We start from the raw sequence: 19,459 nt of genomic DNA, 5'->3' as shown, positions 1-19,459 counted from the left end.
GCGCGCCGGGCGCCCTCGTCGCGAAAGTCACCTGCTCAGAGCCTGCGGAGATCCGCAGGCGTTTGCCCGCCTTGCTGTCAGGTCAACATTGAGCGGAAAAAGGCTGCGGTTTCTGCGTCTGTGCAGTAGACGTAACAGCCTTTCATGCCCCTGGTCATGAGCGTCCGATAGGTATTCTTGATGATCAGATTAGTTTCTCGTCGGGCAAGTTCAGGATTGGCCTTGCCCAGCTTCTTGTAGCCGCGGATGGACTTATCGTGCTGGTCGCGTTTCTCGGGAGCAGTGATGACTTGTCCGTTACGGACGATGAGGTCGGGACCAATGATCACGCCGATGTAGTCCACCTCCAGACCCTGACAGGTATGGATGCATCCCACCTGGTCGATGGAGCGGTCGGCAATGATCCATAGGTTACCGTCTTGGCTTAGGTTCCATTGCCGTCGGTAATCGCCAATGACGATGTCATCGGCTGATGGATCTTTCTTGCTGCGCCAAGGCCAGCAGTACCCCGCTACTACTCGAGCCTTGTTATGGGCATTCTGGGCTTCGATGGCCTCATGCAGCGCCTGAGGACTATCGAACACCTGGAAGTCGTAGTCGTGTGGGTCGAAGCGATCATTGGCGGTCGGCCGAATGTCCAGCACGTTATCGAGCCACGCAAGATAGCCATCCGAGCCGCTGCAGCGGAACTGTGATGCCAAGCTGTACTCTTCGACGACTGCTCCCTTGGCTTCTGCAAAATGCCGTATAGCCTGCTTGCTACCGATGTCGCTCAGCGTTACGCGTTGGTCCTCATCGATGAAGAAAACCGTGCACTTGGACGCCCCGATTAGCTCCTTGACTTGGTTCTCGCCGAGGTTGGCGTACAGACCACTCTTTTCATTCAGGCGGTGCGCCTCATCTACGATGAGAACATCGAAGAGGTTCGGCTCGGCATCGACGAACGAGCCGGAGCCGGTGAACATGTGTGAGAACTTCGTGCGGGTGAGGGTGCCCACCAGCTTGGTCTCGTAGACCCGCCGTGGTGCTGCATTCTTCGAGACGTACTTGCCGACCAATCCGAGTGAAGTCAGCTTCACGAGGAGATTTAGCGCCAAGACGGTTTTGCCTGTCCCAGGTCCGCCTTCGATAATGAGTACCCTTGGCTGCTCGGCCGAGGAGGACTTTGCAGCCGCGAGCGCTGCTTCATAGACCTCCTTCTGGTCATCGATAAGGACAAACTCCGGATTGCCCTTCAGTAAACCCGTAAGGGAGTCGGCCAGGGCCTTCGACGGACGAATCCTGCCATTGGCCAACTCGTACAGTACGGCTTTGTTGTCGCCGGAGCGGATGTATCTGCGAATGAAGGCCCTGAGCTGTTCGAGTTCATCTTTTCCCTTGAGGAAGAGGGGGGCTTTGTCGATGTAGGGCTGGTAGTGAGGTGCATCAATGACGCCATCACGGACGTAGTTGTGCAGGTAGGCGCATGGGCGAAGCGCGATGCTCCGTTCATAGACCGCTTCGTTGAAGCCTTCGAGCAGCGAGGCGTATGACCAGGCTTGGTAGGACGGATGAACTGTCTCGTTCAAGCCCTTGCCAAGCGCAGTGACGATGATCGCATCCTTCTCCGACAGCTTTGAGGAGCTCCACTGCTTGAGTTCAACGAGGACGGCATTCTTCTCGCCTGCTTCACCATGGCCGGTCAGCGTGAAATCGATTCGCTTGGACGATTGCGGCAGGTGTAGCTCGATTGCGAGGCCGGTGTCATTCGGTACCGCCTCATCACGTAGGACCTTGGCCATGTAGCCCAGGGAGCCTTTCCAGGAAGCCACTTCGGAGCGGCCGACCCCCTTGCCCGTTTTCGCTGTGTAGTGGGCGAGAATCACATCCTCGATGTCGTCGTTGTCACTGTCGTGGAGGAATTGCTGCTTGGTGGCTTCGTAGACGATCACGCTCTCTTCCCTGAGCCTGTTTTCAAAGCTGGTCGTATTTCTTGCTGGTGCCGTGGGCCTTGCTGACGGGGTATTTCTCCCCGTTGAGTTTCAGCTTTTGCTCGACGGCAGCGTTGAGGTCCACACCCAGCACGTCCGCCAGCCTGACCAGGTACATCAAGACGTCTGCCAGCTCTTCTCTGATGGCTTGGCTGTGTTCTGGGTGGCTGGCCGCCGATCGCGACTCCTCTTCGCTCATCCACTGAAATATCTCCGTCAGCTCACCGGTCTCGCCGGTCAGGGCCATGACGAGGTTCTTCGGGGAGTGGAATTGATGCCAGTTCCGAGCGCTTGCGAACTCTTCAAGCGCCTCGGCAAGAGGGGACACATCGACGAGAGGTTCCAAGGGATGCAAAGCCTCCAGATGGGGTTTGGCGATCAGCTTGTCTGTCTGAAATGACTTGCCGAACATTCTGAAAGACAGATTGTAAGGCTTTCCATCGTGGACGCGGCAAGGCTCCGAGTCTTGAAACCAGTCTCAGGCCTGTTGCAGGATCTATTTTCCTACAACGGATGTAGTCACAAATGACATTGCTTACGCAACTAACAGACCGCGCTGCGGTACAAGAAGCCATTGACGAGTTCGTAGCCCTGGGCAGGACGGCCTTCCTCACTCGCTATGGATTTGGCAAGTCGCGTGACTACCTGGTGCGGGATCCTCGGACGGGAACGGATTGCGACTCCAAGGCGATTGCCGGCGTTGCTTTCGGCAAGCAGTACCCAGACGAGGGGCCTTTATCCTCGGATCGCTTCTCAGGTGGCGAAGCAACGGTAGTACCCGTCCTCACTGCGCTCGGTTACAGCATCATCCGCATAGGCGAAGACTGGACTGAAGACGAAGTGGTAGCGACGGTTGTGGACTACTTCGAGATGCTCCGCGCGGAGTCCCAGGGGCTGGCCTACAACAAGTCCGCACACAACGCGGCCTTGCGTAAGCAGCTCAAGGGGCGGAGTAAGTCGTCGGTCGAACTCAAACATCAGAACATCAGCGCTGTTCTGGCCGCCCTAGGCTTACCCTATATCCAGGGCTACAAGCCCCGCGGCAATACGCAACTGCTGCTCCGTAAATCCGTGCAAGCGTATGTGCTGAAGCAGCATGCCATCGTTGGCTCGATCGTCGATGCGATGGAGGAGGTCAAGCAGCCTAGGGAAAAAGCATTTCTGGCAGCTTTGGTCGATCCACCATCGCCCAAGGCGTTTGCGGAATCCGCACTGCCAGTCTTCCGTCAGCGCTTGCCGCGTAAGCTGGACTATGCCGCGCGAGACGAGGCCAATCGCAAGTTGGGGCGTGCTGGGGAACAATGGGCCATCGGTTTCGAGCAGCACCGGCTGACAGAGCTGGGCCATCCCGAGCTATTCCAAGGCCTGGACTGGGTCGCTGATACCCAAGGCGACGGCGCTGGCTATGACATTCTTTCTTTCGAGCACGATGGTCAGTCTCGTTTCATCGAAGTGAAAACCACCAACAGTGGTATCGCCTCTCCATTCCTGGTCAGTCATAACGAGCTGGAGTTCTCGAGGGAGGCGGGGAATCAGTTTTACCTCTATCGGGTATTTCAGTTTCGCAACGAGCCGCGCTTGTTCACGCTTCGCGGCGATCTCACTCAGCATGTGTATCTGAAGCCGATGGATTACCGCGCGAGCTTCCTGCGCGTCTTAGGCCCATAACTGTTAGGGATGGTCTGAATTAGCCCGGTATTTTCGGCCGACTTCAGTACCCGCCAATTTTTGAAGGCGGCCGATCAATCTAAAACACCCCGATCGTCCAAACGCTCCCGATTTCTTGGCCGCCGCGCGCCCTTTGGCGGCCATTTCTCGCATTACAGGCGCACCGCTCCTACGTCAGCGAGTAAATTCCGGCGAGCCATCCACAGATTCAAACAGCGTCACCATTTGCGCGGCATTCTTGGCCAATCCGCGGAAGCGCACCTTGGTATAGCCGAACTGCCGCTTGATCACGCGGAACGGATGCTCGACCTTCGCCCGCACCTGGGCCTTGGCTTTCTCGATCTTGCGGATCGCCTTGTACAAGACACTGCGCTTGCCATGTTTCTTGTAGGTGCTGCGCCGAGCTGCGATCTGCCAGATGACTTGACGGCCTTCATGTTCCGGGCGTTTCTCGACCCCGGTATAGCCGGCATCGGCGCACACCACGTTTTCCTCGCCGTGCAGCAGCTGGTCGACCTGGGTGACCACCTGCATGCCCTTGGCCGGGTCGCCTATCTGCCGGCCGTCTTGCCCGGCGAAGTATTCGTCCAGGCCCGCATCCAGGGCGGCGTAGTCGGTGATCCTGGTGGCTGCCTTCATCGCCGCGACGCCGGCGAACTCGGTGCGGAAGGCGCCCGGCTCCACCAGGGTGGCGCCGCGCACAATCTCGATGCGGTCATACATCGCCGTGCTTTGCGAAAAATTGCCCAGCCGTGAGGAGCTGGGGACGCCGTCGACTTCGAAGTTGTTGATCTGGAAACCGCGCGACCAGTAAGTGTCGTTCTCGGCGCCGACGCCAACGCGGGATACGGAGATGCCCGTAGTCGCCTCCATGACTTCGGTGAGGTCATTCAGGTTCTGATCCTTGATGCGCTGGTCGGTCATCACCGTGATCGACTGCGGCGTATCGCGCAGCGCCAGGTTGAGGCGTGTGGAGCTGCTCGACGAGGCGGTCGTGTATTCGCCGCTGCCTTCGGTGACGGAGCCCGGTGCCTTGCCGGAGATGGTGACCGAGCCCATTTCCAGCGCACCTTCGGCAGCGGGGGCGGAGAAGATGACCCAATGGCCACTGGCGTTTCTTTCGGCGGCCAGACCGCTGCCGCCCAGCAGGTAGTCCAGGCCGTCCTGAATGCCGAATTCGCCTTGCAGGGCAGGTGCTTGCTTGCCCTGCGTCAGGGCGGGGTCGAAGGGCAGGGTGATGCCGGCGACCTGTGCGAATCCGTTGAGGGAATCTTCCAGCGAGCCGGCGGGCAGGTCGTAGCGGCGCAGATCGGCTTGCTCGGCTTGCACGCCGAAGCTGGGCAACGACGTGGCGGCGGCGCTACCCAGCAGGATGGCGCGCAGGGTGAGTGCGAAGGTGGTGCGACGCGGCACTCGTGGCGGCGAGAAACGAGAGGGCATGGATAACGAGCTCCTTGGCAATGGCAGTATGTTTTCCTGTTTGCCGAAGGGCTCGGATAAAGCCGTAATCAGTATTGAGAATTTTTTTCATCTCTCTCAGCGAGCGGTCACTCGTGTCCACAGCGGGGTAAAGCGCTGAATGCGCAAAGGCATTGAATCGCCGAGAGCATCCAGGGTTTGGTCGATGTGGTCGAGCTGAAACACGCCAGAGACTTCCAGCCCGGCAATCACTGGATCGCAGCTGAGCCAGCCGTGCCGGTAGCGCGCCAGTTCTGCGAGCAGCTCGGCCAGACGCATGCGTTTGGCGACGAGCAGGCCTTGAATCCAAGCGCTGCTGTTCATGGCAGGGCTCACGACGTTGTGGCTGCCATCGGCGCTGATCAGGTATTCCTCACCCGCCAGCACCCGAATGGGTTGCGATCCGGCGCGATGGATGGCGACGATGCCTCCCTCGACCCGCAGGCGTGTCCCCCGGGCCTCCTCGCGTACTCCGAAGGCAGTGCCGATGGCCTGTAGCTGTGCGTGCCTGCTGTCGACCCAGAGGCTGCGATATCCCTCCGGCGCAGCGATATCCTTGCCGGTGTCGATGAAAATCTCGCCGCGCAGCAACTGGACCGTTCGGCGCTGCTTGGAGAAACGCACATCCACCGCGCTGGAGGTATTGAGCTGCAGGCGAGTGCCATCGCTCAGCAGGAACTGCCGGCGTTCGCCTACGCCGGTGCTGTAATCCGAGGCCCAGTCTGCCGGCGAGTGCTCGCGCAGCCCCCAACCGCCCAGGCCGGTGATCGCCACGCCAAAGCCGAGCATCTTGAGAGCCTGGCGGCGGCCATGGCGTTTGCCCTGCAGGCGCTGCAGGGCGTCTTGCGCGACGCTGCCGGGAGCCTCGGCCAGTCGCCGGAACGCGGATTCGCTGGTCTGTAGCGCCTGCCAGGCGGTTTCATGCAGCGGATGGGCGTGTCGCCACTGTAGGCATGCCGCTTGCGTGTATTCATCGGCGTAGCCCGACTGCAGACGAACCAGCCAGCCAATAGCTTGGTCGAGTACCGCATCGGGCAGATCGTCGGGGGAATTGGCGTTCATCGTTGGGCGAGGAAACAGTGGCGGATGGCGGTCGCCATGTACTTCTCGACTGAGCTGAGGCTGACGCCCAGGCGGATAGCGATCTCTTTGTAACCGAGGCCTTCCAGGCGAGACAGCAGGAAGGCCGTGCGCACCTTGGGCGCCAACCCATCGAGCAGGGCGTCAATATGCGCCAGGGTTTCCAGGAGGATCAGTTGATGCTCCGGGGAGGGCACTTGCGCTTCGGGCAAGTGAGCGATGGCCTCCAGGTACGCCTGCTCGACCCGTTGCCGGCGCAACCGGTCGATCAGCAGGCCCCGGGCGACAACACTCAGCCAGGCGCGGGGCTGTCGGATGTCCTGCAAGGGTGCCGGCTTGCCGAGGATGTGGAGGAAGGTGTCCTGCGCCAGGTCCGCCGCGCCCTCGCTGTGGCGCAGCCGCTTGCGCAGCCAACCCAGCAGCCAGGCATGGTGATCGAGATACAGGGCTTGGATATCGACGTGGCGGGTGGCGGAGGCGGGCGGAAATGGCAACGCGAATCCTTGCGTGATAACGACTTGCAGGTGAGAAGTTATCTCATCTTAAAAGAGTTGGTCGGACTACCGCAAGAAAAGTGGCGTTTCGCCAGAATGCTCAGGCGCACCGAGCCGCTTGCCCCTTCAAGCGAAGTCTTCTGGCCAACTGTTGTCGACGGCTTGCACCAAGAGCGGGTGCCAGCGAGGGGCTGGTGGATCAGTCGACAACGCGCCCATTGCGCAGCTGGACTAGCTGGTCGGCGTGGTGGAAGAACCGATCATCATGGGACACCACGATAAGGGTCTTTCCCTGGCGCTTCAGGTCCGGCAGTAGTTCCTCGTAGAACACCCGGCGGAAGGTCGGATCCTGGTCCGCCGCCCATTCGTCGAAGAGCATCAGCGGCCGCTGTTCGAGGAAGGCATGTACCAGCGCCAGCCGTTTGCGCTGGCCCGCCTCCAGGTGCAAGTCCAGCGGGCCGAGGTGGAAGGTCGGCTGGCCAGCGGAGTCGAGGTGCGTATAGCTGACATCGCGCAGTTCGAGCGCTTGCAAAGCGGGGAAGACACCGGTCGGCCGCTCGCTCAGCAGGTCGGGTTCGTACTGGGTGAAGTCGGCGAGCACGGCAGCGATCCGGCGGAAGGCAACCTGGGCCTGGACCGCGGCGGGCAGGCCGCTGGCCACCTGTTCGATGGGGCCGCGGACGAACAGCATGACCAGCACGAAGGCGATCAGCACGCCTTGCTCCAGCTCCAGCCGCGTTCCCAGTATCGAATTGCCCGCGGTTCCTGCCCATGGCGGTCCCATTGCCGGCCTGGCGCTAGGAGGACGCTTTGTTGCCTGGCTACTGCTGGCGGACAGCGTGCGCGCGGAGTCCGCTGAAGTCTTGCAACAGCTCCGGGAGCTGGGGCTGGGACGTCAATTGCTGCTGACCGGGGACCGCCGCGACTCCGCCGAGGCAGTGGCTGCGCAAATCGGCGTTACTCAGGTGGTGGCCGAGGCGCTACCTGAAGACAAGTTGCGCCACGTGAATGAGGAGCTGGCGACCGGCTTTCGTCCGCTGGTGGTTGGCGATGGCATCAACGACTCACTGGCGCTCAAGGCGGGCGTGGTCGGTGTGGCCATGGGGGCAGGGGGCGCCGACATCGCTTTGGCGGCGGCGGATATCGTGTTGATCAATGGCGATCTGCGGCGTCTGGGGACTTGTATTCGCCTGAGTCGCCTGTGTCGGCGCACGCTGCAGATCAACGTCATCATCGGCCTGGGCTGGACACTGGCGATTGTGCTGGCTGCCGCCTTCGGCCTGCTGGCTGCGGCGGGTGCCATGGTGACGGCACTGCTGCATAACCTCAGCACTTTACTCGTGCTGGCCAATGCCGGGCGGCTGTTGCGTTATGACGAAACGCTTTCCAACCCCAATGAATCGGCCGCGCAAGTTTGATGCAATGTCCAGTGGAGCCCGCTCACTGTGGCCTCCAACTTGCGGCGCTCGCGTGTTGCGAGTCTGGCATTACTCACTGGCATTGACCCTCGCCCCTGGTGGTATGACCTCTGTGTACGTCTCCTTCTGGCCGATTTCTGCCCCTTTCGACAGGCTGCTTCTGGTCTGGTGACCATGGTTCGCTTGCTAAGGACGGATCCTGGTCACCGTAGGCTTGCAAGTTGGATTTACTCTCGCAACTCAACGGTTTATCTAGCCAGGTTTCCAGAGAGATTCCCAGTCTTGCTGGTGATCTGGAGCAAACGAGGTTGCAACCTGACTGCAAGCATATGGGTGTAGACGTACCAAGTAGGCGTTGGCTAACGATGCGGGGATCACGCTGTCTGCGTTTCCCACCAAATGCCGCGGTGGTATTGCTGAGTCCAGCGGATCCTGCGAACCGTCGAGGGGCGAGAGCCCTTTCATTAATGCTGTTGCCAGGACGCAAGAGGCGCTCTCTGACTCAGCACAGGGAGTCGTTGATGGCTTTCGCTATTTCCTTGTCTCGCGCGAATTGATTAGCAGGGCTTATATGCTCTTTAAGGATCCATTAGCTATTCGGCCGAGCTCTGATTCGCCATCATAGCAGCCATGAAAAACGCTCCCTCACTCTCCTGGCATCCGTCGCGCCACAGGACCTCGATGCTCCTCGCCAGCGCCTGCCTGGCCCTGGCGGTGGGCATACCTGGTGCCTCGGTGGCCTGGGCAGCGAGCGACACCTCGTCCGCGCCCTCCAAGGAGTTCCCCATGAAGATTCGCCTGGTCGTCGGTGAGCAGGTCGCCACTGCCACCCTGTATGACAACCCCACCGCCAAGGATTTCGCATCGCTGCTGCCGCTGTCCTTGACGATGACCGACTACGACACCATCGAGCGCGTCTCCGATCTGCCGCGCAAGCTCTCCACGCAGGGCGCCCCTGAGGGCATGACTCCCGTGGCCGGCGAACTGACCCACTACGCCCCCTGGGGCAATCTGGCGATCTTCATCAAGCCGCGCGCCTATTCGCGCAGCCTGCTGCCGCTGGGCAAGGTCGATGAAGGCCTGTCCATCCTGTCCCGGCCCGGTCCCTACAAGGTGCGGATCGAGCGCGTCGAGGCCTAGACCCTATCCCCGTGACAGCCAGCTGCGTGAAAGACATCCCCATCATGACCAAGACCCTCGAGACGAGCGGCATCGCCACGCCGGATAGCCTGGGCGTGGGTCGTCGCACCCTGCTCAAAATGACCGCCACCGGAATCGCCGCCGTGGGTGTCGGCGCCATTGCCAGCGGCCCGGCCATAGCGCAGTCGGCCGTGAAGCTCAGCGACAGGTGGGACAAGGTGTTTCCCAGGAGCGACAAGGTCGACCACCGGAAAGTCACCTTCAAGAACCGTTATGGCATCACCCTGGCGGCCGACCTGTACCAGCCGAAGAACGCCAGCGGCAAGCTCGCGGCGCTCGCCGTCGGCGGCCCGTTCGGCGCCGTGAAAGAGCAATCCTCGGGGTTATACGCGCAGACCATGGCCGAGCGCGGCTTCATCGCCCTGGCCTTCGACCCGTCCTACACCGGCGAAAGCAGCGGCGAGCCGCGCAACGTCGCCTCGCCGGACATCAGCGTCGAGGATTTCAGTGCCGCGGTGGACTGCCTGGGCCTGCTGCCCAATGTCGACCGCGAACGGATCGGCATCATCGGCATCTGCGGCTGGGGCGGCATGGCCTTGAGCGCCGCCGCCGTGGACAAGCGCATCAGGGCCGTCGTGGCCAGCACCATGTACGACATGAGCCGCGTCATATCCAAGGGCTACAACGACAGCGCCACCCTCGAACAGCGCACGCAGACGCTGGAGCAACTGAGCCAACAGCGCTGGAAGGACGCGGAAAGCGGCACCCCTGCGTACCAGCCGCCCTACAACGAACTGAAGGGGGGCGAGGCACAGTTCCTGGTCGAGTACCACGACTACTACCGGACTCCGCGCGGCTATCACCCGCGCGCGGTCAACTCCGGCAACGCCTGGACGATCACCACGCCACTGCCGTTCATGAACCTGCCGATCCTCACCTACATCAAGGAGATTTCGCCGCGGCCAATCCTCCTGGTTCATGGTGAGAACGCGCACTCGCGCTACTTCAGCGAAACCGCCTACGCGGCGGCAGAGCCGAAGGAGCTCATGATCATTCCGGACGCTGTCCACGTGGACCTGTACGACCGGATGGACAAGATCCCGTTCGACAAGCTGATGGCGTTCTTCCAGAAGAACCTGGCCGCGTCGGCGTAGAGCCAGCGGGGCGCGCGAAACGCCCCTCGTGCCTGAACCCCCTGACCGCGCTGTCCCGGTGGACGGCGCGGTGTTTCCTATCGAGCGACAAAAGAAAGGCATTCCATGACCACCACCGCCATCGACGCCCCCAAGGGCTCCGACACCCTTCGCGAGCACCAGGAGACGCCAACGTCCTGGAGCGGCGTCTTCGCCCTGGCCGTCTGCGCCTTCGCGCTGATCGCCTCCGAGTTCCTGCCCGTCAGCCTGCTCACGCCCATGGCAGCGGACCTGCGTGTCACCGAAGGCATGACCGGCCAGGGCATTGCCATCTCCGGCGTCTTCGCCGTGCTTACCAGCCTGTTCATCTCGGCGCTGGCCGGCAGCCTCAACCGCAAGACGCTGCTGCTGGGCCTGACGTTGGCGATGGGCATATCCGGCGCGATCATCGCGCTGGCGCCGAACTACGTCATTTACATGGTTGGCCGTGCGCTGATCGGCGTAGTCGTCGGCGGCTTCTGGTCCATGTCGGCGGCCACGGCCATCCGCCTGGTGCCGACGCGCGATGTGCCGCGCGCCCTGGCCATCGTCAACGGCGGCAACGCGCTCGCCACCGTGGTGGCCGCGCCGATGGGCGCCTACCTGGGCACCGTCATCGGCTGGCGCGGTGCGTTCCTGTGCCTGGTGCCGGTGTCGCTGATCGCGCTGGCCTGGCAGTGGAAGACCTTGCCATCCATGCCGGCCGCGGTACGCACACCTGACATCGGCAACGTGTTCAAGGTGTTCACCCTGTTCAAGCATCCGGGTGTTGCCGTGGGCATGCTGGCGAGCAGCCTGCTGTTCATGGGGCAGTTCGGGTTGTTCACCTACGTGCGGCCCTTCCTGGAAACGGTCACGGGCGTGCATGGCTCCGCCATCTCCCTGATCCTGCTGGTGATAGGCGCGGCCGGCTTCATCGGCACCGCGCTCATCGGCCGCGTCCTGCAGCGGGGCTTCTACCAGACGCTGGTCGTCATCCCGCTGCTGATGGCCGCGACGGCCCTGGCACTGGTCGCCTTCGGCGGCTGGACCACCATCGTCATCGCGTTGCTCGCGCTGTGGGGCCTGACCGGCACCTCGGCGCCCGTGGGCTGGTGGGCCTGGATCGCCAAGGTGTTTCCCAGGGATGCCGAGGCCGGTGGCGGCCTGTTCGTCGCCGTGGTCCAGATGTCCATTGCACTGGGCTCCACCGTTGGCGGCCTGCTGTTCGACCACAGCGGCTACCGCAGCACCTTCATCGCCAGCGCTGTGCTGCTGGCGATCTGCGCGGTGTTGACCCTCATGACCGCGCGCCAGTCCGCGGCACACGGCTGATCGATCCCGCAAGGACCGACTGCCATGAAAAAACCTACGTCACCGTCCACTCTCTGATGTCTCAACGAAGACTCCGGCATCAGCCAGCTCCATAGCGACGGCGACACGCCCGCCGCCCATCGCCAGACAGCCCGCACACAGGAGAAAGTCCATGACCGTCAAAGCCTACGGCGCCTACGCCAGCGATCGTCCCCTCGAACCGATCGACATCACCCGCCGTGCTCCCGGCGCGCACGACGTACAGATCGACATCGCCTATTGCGGCGTATGCCACTCGGACCTGCACCAGGTGCGCTCCGAATGGGCAGGCACGCGCTATCCCTGCGTACCGGGCCACGAGATCGTCGGCCGCGTCTCGGCCGTGGGAGCACAGGTCTCGAACTTCAAGCCGGGCGACCTGGTCAGCGTAGGCTGCATTGTCGATAGCTGCAAGCACTGCGCGGATTGCAGCGAAGGGCTGGAAAACTACTGCGACCACATGGTCGGCACCTATAACTTCCCGACCGCCGATGCGCCGGGCCACACCCTGGGCGGCTACTCCCAGCGGATCGTGGTGCATGAGCGCTATGTGCTGCGCATCCGGCATCCCGAGGCGCAACTGGCCGCCGTGGCACCTCTGCTGTGCGCTGGCATCACCACTTATTCGCCGTTGCGCCACTGGAACGTGGGGCCTGGCCACAAGGTCGGGGTGGTCGGCATCGGCGGGCTAGGGCACATGGGCATCAAGCTGGCGCATGCCATGGGCGCGCACGTGGTCGCGTTCACCACCTCCGACTCCAAGCGCGAGGCGGCCAGGGCCCTGGGGGCCGACGAGGTGGTGGTCTCGCGCAACCCCGGCGAGATGGCGGCGCACGGCAAAAGCTTCGACTTCATCCTCAACACCGTGGCCGCGCCGCACGACCTGGATGCGTTCATGGTCCTGCTCAAGCGCGACGGCAGCATGACGCTGGTAGGGGCCCCGGCCACGCCGCATCCGCCCGTCGAAGTATTCAACCTGATCATGAAGCGCCGCGGCCTGGCCGGCTCGATGATCGGCGGCATTCCCGAGACGCAGCAGATGCTGGATTTCTGCGCCGAGCACGGCATCGTCGCGGACATCGAGATGATCCGCATCGCGGAAATCGACGCGGCCTACGAACGCATGCTCAAGGGCGACGTGAAGTATCGCTTCGTCATCGACTGCGCTTCGCTCGCCGCCTGAACGCTCAAGACGACCTATCCCATCGCAGCAACTCCGGGAGACACGCATGCACTACACGCACCTCGGCTGTACCGGCCTCAAAGTCAGCCGCATCGCACTGGGCACCATGAACTTCGGCGAGATGGCCGACGAAGCCACCAGCTTCAGGATCATGGATGAGGCGCTCGGCGCCGGCATCAACCTCTTCGACACAGCCGACGTCTATGGCGGGCCGCAGTCGCCGGACATGGCCAAGGGCTTCGGCACGTCCGAGGAGATCATCGGCAACTGGCTGGCGCAGGACAAATCGCGTCGCGACAAGATCGTGCTGGCCACCAAGGTCTATCAGCCGATGGAGACCGGCCCCAACGACAAGTACCTGTCGGCCTACCACATCCGCCGCGCCTGCGAAGCCAGCCTGAAGCGCCTGAAGACCGACCATATCGACCTGTACCAGATGCACCACATCGACCGGGCAACGCCCTGGGAGGAAATCTGGCAGGCGATGGAGCAACTGATACGCGAAGGCAAGATTACCTATGTCGGCTCCAGCAACTTCGCCGGCTGGGATATCGCCACCGCACAGTTGACCGCCGCTTCGCGCAACCTGCTGGGCCTGGCGTCGGAACAGAGCCTGTACAACCTCACCCAGCGCACCATCGAGCTGGAAGTGATTCCGGCGCTGCGCCACTTCGGGATAGGCCTGATCCCGTGGAGCCCGATCGGCATGGGCCTGCTGGGCGGTGTGCTGCGCAAAGTCGCCGAGGGGCGCCGGGCCACTCCGGCTCTGCAGCAGCGGATAAACAAGCTGCGCCCGCAACTGGAAGCCTACGAGGCGCTGTGTGGCGAACTGGGTGAACCACCTGCGGTCGTGGCGCTCGCCTGGTTGTTGCACAACCCGGTCGTCACTGCCGCAATCAGCGGCCCGCGCACCGTCGTACAGTTGCAGCAGAGTCTCGATGCGCTGTCCCTGACGCTTTCGGACGAGACGCTGGCCAGGCTGGACGAGATCTGGCCGGGACCGGGTGGCGAGGCGCCAATGGCCTACGCCTGGTAGGAGCGATGTGGTTCTAGGCCTTCTTTCCCCGCGGGCGAGTGAAGCGCAGCGCGTTGACGACCAGCGAGAAGGCCGGCGATGGCTGCCGCCGGCTGGGGTAGTACAGGTAGTACCCCGGGAAGGGGGCGCACCAGTCTTCCAGCACCCGGACCAGGCGGCCGTCTTCAATGTGGGGGGCGAATTCTTCTTCCGGTAGCCAGGCCACTCCCAACCCTGCCAAAGCGGCGTCCACGATGTTGGGCGAGGTATTGAAAGTGAGCTGGCCATCGACGCGGACATTCAGCGTGTGCCCGCGTCGCTCGAATTCCCAGACATAAAGCCCTCCACCGGACTGCATGCGCATGTTGATGCACTTGTGGTTCATCAAATCCCGCGGGTTCGCAGGTTCGGGATATTCGGCGAAGTAGGCTGGAGAAGCCGCGACGGCCATGCGGATCGGCGGTCCGATGGGCATCGCGATCATGTCCTTGTCGATGGTGTCCCCCAGGCGCACGCCGGCATCGAAACGATCCGCCACTATGTCGCGGAAACCGTAGTTCACATCGAACTCCATCTTGATGTCGGGGTATTCGAGCAGCAGGGGCGTCAGCTTGGGCAGCAGCGTGGTTCGCAGGACATGATCGCCACAGGTGATGCGTACCGTACCCGCAGGCTTGTCGCGCATCTCCGTCAGCTCCTCCAGCTCCGCATCGATTTCATCGAAGCGGTGGCCGATGGCCTGCAGGAGCCGCTCGCCGGCAGCCGTGGGGGAAACGCTGCGGGTGGTGCGAGTGAGCAGCCGGATCTGCAGCCGTGCCTCCAGGCCGCTGATCGCCTGGCTGAGCGCCGATTGGGTAACGCCCAGCAGGGCCGCGGCGCGGGTGAAGCTACCTTCGCGTGCGACCGTGACGAAGTAGAGGAGGTCGTTGAGGTTGCGTTTGATCATGGTCCGGCTTTCAGTGAATTGATAAGCATGTCTAATATTTTATTGGTGAATTAATCAGCCGATCAATCGGCTGACCGGAGATCTCGTGCAAGGCTTCTCCAGGTCCTGGGGGAGGGGCTCTCCCTCGGCAATCCGCGTGGTCACATTCCCTGCTTTTCAATACGTGTCTTGGCTTGTGCCACGCCGAGCGTAGAGGGGAGGGCAATGCCGTTCTTGGCCGCAAGGATCTCGGCCATCACGCTCACGGCGATTTCGGCAGGGGTCTTGCTGCCTATGTAGATGCCTACCGGCGCGTACAGCCGTGCCAGCGAGAGCGAGTCCGCGGAGGCGTAGAAATGCTCTATCAGGCGCTGCCGTCGGCTCTCGGTGTTGCGGCGCGAGCCAATGGCGCCTACGTAGAAGGCGGGACCATCGAGGGCTTCCAGCAGGGCCAGGTCGTCGAGCTTGGGGGCGTGGCTCAGGACCACGATGTAGGTGCGCGTGTCGGGCCGCATGGCACGGACTGCGTCATCGGGCATTTCCCTGGTGACTTGCACGCCGGTCACGGACCAGGTGTCGAGATATTCGCCATTTCCCCATCCCCGTAGGTGCGGGTGTATCGGTGGATCAGGTCGTCCTCGATGCAGCCGCCCGACACCGAGCCGACACAACGGCCATCCTCGCGCAGAGCCATCATGGACCCGACGGGGCGGGGCGAGGAGCCCCAGGTCCTGACCACTGTCGCCAGCAACAGCCGATGCTCGGCCGCAAGCCAGTCGCGGGCGGTTCACAGGACGTGCACGTCAACGCTTTCCAACTACTGTTCCCCTACCCGGCCGGCTGGACCTCGAAATAGCGACAGCAGAAGCCAGGAGCGCCGTTCTAACCCAAAGCCGCCTTCGAGGCGGTTTTCATCGCGCCGCGCTCCTCGTAGGAGCGAACTTACTGGCGTTGGCACGAGGCGCTGTTCACCCGGCTGCGGGCCGTCGTCATCCACCTCAGCGCCGGCATGACCGCCACGGTCAATATCGAGGCGGATGCCGCGCGCTGAAGGCCGTCACCAGAGTGCGAGGGTGTAGTCGATGTTCACCCGCAGCTCGTTGTCGTCGCGGTGCGTGGCGCCGGGCGCGAAGTCGTTGCGGTACCAGGCGTGGCGCACACGCAAGGCCACGCCCTTGAGGCTGCCGCTCTGCACGGTGTAGGACAGTTCGAGGTCCTTCTCGCTCTCGCTCAGGCCGCTGCCGCCGAATTTCGCCAGCTCGATATTGCCGCCGCGCACATAGCGCAGCATGCCCTTTAGCCCGGGCAGGCCGGCGCCGGCGAAGTCCTGGTCGAACTTCACCTGCCAACTGCGCTCCTTGGGGTTGAGGAATTCGGAACTGAGGGTGCCCTCGGTGATCACCAGGGTTTCGGTGCCGTACAGGTATGGCATCCCGGTGGTGCCATCCAGGTGCGAGTAACCTAGCCCCAGGCTATGGCTGCCCCAGGCGTAGGTCAGCATCAGGGCCGCGTTGCGGTTGTCCACCTTGCCGCCCCTGGCCGCACCGTCCTCGCCGGTGACGAACAGGCGGAAGTCGCTCTTGAGCCGGCCCACGCCCAGCGCACGCTCGTCGACGAAGCCGAAGTAGTCCTTGCGGTACAGCTGGTCTACCTCGGCGTGGTAGTACTTCAGCGTCAGTTGCTTCGACCAGGCGTAGTCGCCGCCGAGGAAGGTGAACCTGTCCGAGGTGGCGGCGCCGTTGAAGCGGCCGTTGGGTGCGCTGATGCGCATCTTCTCGTAGTTGGTGGCGTCGCGCAGGTTGATGCGGTCCATCCATCCGGCATGCAGGCTCAGGTCGTCGATGTCCGTCGAGTGCAGATAGACGCCGCGGAAAGTCTGCGGCAGCAGGCGGGTGGGGGCACCGAAGGCGATCGGCAGGAAGGTGCTGATGTTGCCGGCCTGCAGTTCGGTCCGCGAGATGAGCAGCTTCGCCGTCAGGCCCAGTTCGGAATAGTCGTCGGCCGGCTCGCGGGTAGCCGGGTCGAAGGGCATCAGGCCGGTACCGGCGCGGTCCGGCGAGGAGTCCAGCTTCAGCCCGAGCATGCCCTGGGCGTCCAGGCCGAAACCTACCGGGCCTTCGGTGAAGCCCGACTTGAAGTTGAGGATGAAGCCCTGGGCCCACTCGCGGGCGGCGGCCTGCGGGGTTTCGCCCAGGTAGTTGCGGTCGAAGTAGTAGTTGCGCAGGACCAGGTCGGCATGGCTGTCGTCGATGAAGCCCGCGGCGCTTGCGCTGCAGGCGTAGGACAGGGGCACAGCCAGGCACAGCAGGGCGCGGGATGCCTTGTGCATGATGCTCTTCACTTTCTTGTAGTTGTACGAAGCCCTGCCGTGTTGGCGGCAGAGAATGCGCAGGGTGGGGTCGTCGATCCGGCTAGGCGGGGCGCTGGGTGATCAAGCGGAACAGCGCCAGGGCGGCGACCACGATGCCCGGCGCAGAAACCAGCAGAACGCCTGCGGAACCAGCCCCCAGGGCGAGCATCTGGCCCGCCACCAGCGGCCCGCTCATGGCGCCCAGGCGGCCGACGGCGACCGCGGCGCCGACACCGGTGGCGCGCATTCGCGCGGGGTAGAAGCAGGGCGTCAGGGCGTAGAGCACGCACTGCCCACCGGTGGCGAAGAAGCCGGCGACGAAACCGGCCAGCAGCATCGCGCCCAGGTTGTCGGCCAGGCCCAAACCGGCCAGCGCCACGAGGATGCCCAGGTACACCAACGTCGCCATGCACCAGGCCGGCAGGCGCTCCATCAGCATGCCCAGGGCCAGGGTGCCGATGGCCGCGCCTATCTGCAGGGCGAACATCACCCAACTGGCGTGGTTGGCGCTGAAACCCTGGCCGACCAGCAGGCTCGGCAACCAGTTGATGAGGATGTACACCACCATCAAGGTGAAGAAATAGCTGATCCACAACAGCCAGGTGGCGCCTTGCCCGAGCAGGTCGCGATGCAGGCTGCGGCTATCCCGGGCCTGCCCCGACGGTTTGTGGAATTCGCTGGACTCAGGCAGGTACAGCGCCAGCAGCGGCAGGATCAGCAACGGCACCACGCCGCCGATGTGGAACACCAGTTGCCAGCCACCGGAGTACCCGGCAATGCCGATGCCCGCCGCCAGCGCCCCACCCAGTGGCACGCCGCAGTACATAAGGCTTACCGCCCGGCCGCGCAGATGCGCGCCAGCGGCCTCCGAGCTCAGGGCGATCAGGTTGGGCAGCGCCGCGCCCAGGCCGACGCCGGTGAACAGGCGTGCCACCAGCAGGCTTCCCAGGCCCCAGGCATGGGCGGTGGCCAGGGAGAATATGCCGAACAAGGCCACCGAGCCGATCAGCACACGCTTGCGCCCGATGCGGTCGGCCAGCCAGCCACCGACGAGGGCGCCGGGCAGCAGGCCGAGGATACCGGCGCTGAACACCCAGCCCATCTGCAGCCTGTCCAGGCCGAAGACGCCACCCAGCTCCGGTGCGACTATGCCGGCCGCCTGCAGGTCCACGCCCTCCAGCAAGGCGACCAGGAAGCACAGGGCTATGGTGATGGCCAACCTCGGCTGGCCGTGAACGGTTGCTCGTTCCACTGTCATGCCACTGCCCTCCCTTGGTGGGGAAGGGCAGGTGCGTCGTGCAGTGCAAGGCGATTGCTCATTGGGTTCACCCGTCTTGTTCTTGTAATGGGTAAAGCCGGCCCCGGCCGGGGCCGGCCAGGCTAGCGAGCTATTCGTCGACGATGGTGTTGCGCAGGATGCCGACGCGCTCGACCTCCACCTCGACCACGTCGCCGGGCTTCATCCACAGCGGCGGTGTGCGCTTGGCGCCGATGCCGCCCGGAGTCCCGGTCACGAAGACGTCGCCGGGGCGCAGCGGAGCCACCGTCGAGGCATAGGCGATTTGCCGCGGGATGCTGTGCAGCATCATGTCCGTGGTTGCGCGCTGCACCTCCTCGCCATTGAGTCGCGTCACCAGCGACAGCCGGGCGCCTGGCTCGATCTCGCCGGCCGTCACCATCCAGGGGCCGAAGCCGCCGGTGCGCCAGAAGTTCTTGCCGGGCGCCCATTGCGCGGTGTGCAGCTGCCAGTCGCGCACCGAGCCGTCGTTGTAGCAGGCGTAGCCGGCGATATGTTCCCAGGCGTCTTCCTCGCGGATGCGCCGGCCGCCCTTGCCGATGATGACCGCGATCTCGCCTTCGTAGTCCAGCCGGGTCGATTCCGGCGGCCGCGGGATCGCCTCGTCGTGGCCGACCTGGGAATCCGCCACGCGCAGGAAGAACATCGGCTTCTCGCTGATCTCGCGACCGGTCTCGCGGACGTGCTCGCCGTAGTTCAGGCCCGCGCACCAGATCTTGCCGGGGTTGGGGATCACGGGCAGGAAGCGTACGTCCGCCAGTTTCAGGTCCGGCGTGCGGCCCTCGATGGCTGCTGCCGCCAGGGCGATGCCATCGCCCTCCAGCAGGCTCTTGAGGTCGGCGAAGCGGCCTTCCAGCAGGTGCTGAAGATCGAAAACGCCATCGCCGACTGCGACACCGAAGCTCGCCTTGCCGGCGTGTTCAAAGCTCATGAGTTTCATGGGAGTTCCCGGTTTGG

Annotated in this window: 14 protein-coding genes and 5 pseudogenes; 7 read left to right on the top strand and 12 right to left on the bottom strand. The window is 63.4% G+C overall.

What is annotated here, in order from left to right; translation table 11 throughout:
* Positions 1 to 77: 77 nt before the first annotated feature.
* Positions 78 to 1,931 (bottom strand): DUF2075 domain-containing protein, encoded by a 1,854-nt coding sequence (locus tag QSJ95_RS20670; protein WP_281688732.1) that lies wholly within the window; start codon positions 1,929 to 1,931, stop codon positions 78 to 80.
* Positions 1,932 to 1,953: 22 nt separating this feature from the next.
* Complete coding sequence (locus tag QSJ95_RS20665) at positions 1,954 to 2,382, bottom strand: nucleotide pyrophosphohydrolase (protein WP_281688731.1); 429 nt, start codon at positions 2,380 to 2,382, stop codon at positions 1,954 to 1,956.
* A gap of 113 nt (positions 2,383 to 2,495) precedes the next feature.
* On the opposite strand from QSJ95_RS20665, the gene QSJ95_RS20660 reads away from it, so the two are divergent.
* A complete protein-coding gene (locus QSJ95_RS20660; protein WP_285644986.1) occupies positions 2,496 to 3,638 on the top strand; it encodes a protein NO VEIN domain-containing protein in 1,143 nt (380 codons plus the stop codon).
* A gap of 152 nt (positions 3,639 to 3,790) precedes the next feature.
* Here QSJ95_RS20660 and QSJ95_RS20655 read toward each other — a convergent pair.
* The 5 genes and pseudogenes from QSJ95_RS20655 to QSJ95_RS33045 form a co-directional block, all read right to left on the bottom strand.
* A pseudogene (locus QSJ95_RS20655) lies at positions 3,791 to 4,163 on the bottom strand (transposase); the annotation flags it as partial.
* A 207-nt stretch (positions 4,164 to 4,370) separates the two neighbouring features.
* Positions 4,371 to 5,078, bottom strand: a pseudogene (locus QSJ95_RS20650) (STN domain-containing protein); the annotation flags it as partial.
* Positions 5,079 to 5,174: 96 nt separating this feature from the next.
* Entirely contained in the window at positions 5,175 to 6,158 is a 984-nt protein-coding gene (locus QSJ95_RS20645) for a FecR domain-containing protein (RefSeq protein WP_285644984.1), read from the bottom strand.
* On the bottom strand, positions 6,155 to 6,670 hold the full coding sequence (locus QSJ95_RS20640; RefSeq protein ID WP_009617060.1) for a sigma-70 family RNA polymerase sigma factor: 516 nt from the start codon (positions 6,668 to 6,670) through the stop codon (positions 6,155 to 6,157). Before QSJ95_RS20640 ends, QSJ95_RS20645 begins: the two co-directional genes overlap by 4 nt.
* A gap of 199 nt (positions 6,671 to 6,869) precedes the next feature.
* A pseudogene (locus tag QSJ95_RS33045) lies at positions 6,870 to 7,112 on the bottom strand (cyclic peptide transporter); the annotation flags it as partial.
* Positions 7,113 to 7,431: 319 nt separating this feature from the next.
* Here QSJ95_RS33045 and QSJ95_RS20630 point away from each other — a divergent pair.
* The 6 genes and pseudogenes from QSJ95_RS20630 to QSJ95_RS20605 form a co-directional block, all read left to right on the top strand.
* A pseudogene (locus tag QSJ95_RS20630) lies at positions 7,432 to 8,088 on the top strand (HAD-IC family P-type ATPase); the annotation flags it as partial.
* A gap of 681 nt (positions 8,089 to 8,769) precedes the next feature.
* Positions 8,770 to 9,228: a cyclophilin-like fold protein gene (locus QSJ95_RS20625; RefSeq protein WP_285644981.1), complete on the top strand. Its 459-nt coding sequence runs from the start codon at positions 8,770 to 8,772 to the stop codon at positions 9,226 to 9,228.
* A 44-nt stretch (positions 9,229 to 9,272) separates the two neighbouring features.
* Positions 9,273 to 10,382: an alpha/beta hydrolase gene (locus QSJ95_RS20620; RefSeq protein ID WP_285644979.1), complete on the top strand. Its 1,110-nt coding sequence runs from the start codon at positions 9,273 to 9,275 to the stop codon at positions 10,380 to 10,382.
* Between the two features lie 105 nt (positions 10,383 to 10,487).
* A complete protein-coding gene (locus QSJ95_RS20615; RefSeq protein WP_285644976.1) occupies positions 10,488 to 11,714 on the top strand; it encodes an MFS transporter in 1,227 nt (408 codons plus the stop codon).
* Positions 11,715 to 11,865: 151 nt separating this feature from the next.
* Positions 11,866 to 12,915 (top strand): NAD(P)-dependent alcohol dehydrogenase, encoded by a 1,050-nt coding sequence (locus QSJ95_RS20610; RefSeq protein ID WP_285644974.1) that lies wholly within the window; start codon positions 11,866 to 11,868, stop codon positions 12,913 to 12,915.
* Between the two features lie 46 nt (positions 12,916 to 12,961).
* Entirely contained in the window at positions 12,962 to 13,951 is a 990-nt protein-coding gene (locus QSJ95_RS20605; RefSeq protein WP_285644972.1) for an aldo/keto reductase, read from the top strand.
* 13 nt (positions 13,952 to 13,964) lie between these two features.
* Here the strand turns inward: QSJ95_RS20605 and QSJ95_RS20600 are convergent, their stop codons facing one another.
* The 5 genes and pseudogenes from QSJ95_RS20600 to QSJ95_RS20580 all read right to left on the bottom strand — a co-directional run bounded on the left by QSJ95_RS20600 (position 13,965) and on the right by QSJ95_RS20580 (position 19,442).
* Positions 13,965 to 14,876, bottom strand: coding sequence for a LysR family transcriptional regulator (locus QSJ95_RS20600; protein WP_285644968.1), 912 nt, complete (start codon positions 14,874 to 14,876; stop codon positions 13,965 to 13,967).
* 140 nt (positions 14,877 to 15,016) lie between these two features.
* Positions 15,017 to 15,672, bottom strand: a pseudogene (locus tag QSJ95_RS20595) (XdhC family protein).
* A 240-nt stretch (positions 15,673 to 15,912) separates the two neighbouring features.
* Positions 15,913 to 17,184, bottom strand: a complete 1,272-nt coding sequence (locus tag QSJ95_RS20590; RefSeq protein ID WP_285644966.1) for an OprD family porin — start codon at positions 17,182 to 17,184, stop codon at positions 15,913 to 15,915.
* An 82-nt stretch (positions 17,185 to 17,266) separates the two neighbouring features.
* Positions 17,267 to 18,463 (bottom strand): 3-(3-hydroxy-phenyl)propionate transporter MhpT, encoded by a 1,197-nt coding sequence (gene mhpT, locus QSJ95_RS20585; RefSeq protein WP_009617081.1) that lies wholly within the window; start codon positions 18,461 to 18,463, stop codon positions 17,267 to 17,269.
* A gap of 130 nt (positions 18,464 to 18,593) precedes the next feature.
* Positions 18,594 to 19,442, bottom strand: a complete 849-nt coding sequence (locus QSJ95_RS20580; RefSeq protein WP_285644964.1) for a fumarylacetoacetate hydrolase family protein — start codon at positions 19,440 to 19,442, stop codon at positions 18,594 to 18,596.
* Positions 19,443 to 19,459 lie beyond the last annotated feature (17 nt).

This window comes from Pseudomonas sp. NBRC 100443, from assembly GCF_030268185.1.
Lineage (GTDB): Bacteria > Pseudomonadota > Gammaproteobacteria > Pseudomonadales > Pseudomonadaceae > Pseudomonas > Pseudomonas citronellolis.
This window is presented reverse-complemented; position numbering and strand designations above follow the sequence as displayed.